Source organism: Cognatiluteimonas profundi (assembly GCF_009792795.1).
GTDB lineage: Bacteria > Pseudomonadota > Gammaproteobacteria > Xanthomonadales > Xanthomonadaceae > Cognatiluteimonas > Cognatiluteimonas profundi.
In genome coordinates this window covers 1-320 of sequence record NZ_VKHQ01000013.1, presented here as the reverse complement: position 1 = coordinate 320, position 320 = coordinate 1, and the positions used below count along the sequence as shown (strand labels likewise).

The window sequence follows — 320 nt, the reverse complement described above, 5'->3', positions numbered from 1 at the left end:
CGATGGCGATTACACCGATCCGCAGACCTTCGTCCGGCTCCAGGCCGCACTCGACGGCAAGCAATCCCCGCTGCATTACCTGGCCATTCCGCCAGCCCTGTTCCCCACGGTGATCAAGGGGCTGGCCGACGCAAGTTGCGCCACCAACGCACGCGTCGTCGTCGAAAAACCCTTCGGCCGCGATCTCGCGTCGGCCCAGGCGCTCAATGCGACCCTGCACGCCGTCTTCCCGGAAGAGCGCGGGTTCCGCATCGACCATTTCCTGGGCAAGGAGGCGGTGCGGAACCTGCTGTATTTCCGCTTCGCCAACACATTCCTGG

Annotated in this window: 1 pseudogene; it reads left to right on the top strand. The window is 64.7% G+C overall.

The features are described from left to right. Positions 1-320, top strand: a pseudogene (locus GST15_RS12750) (glucose-6-phosphate dehydrogenase); the annotation flags it as partial.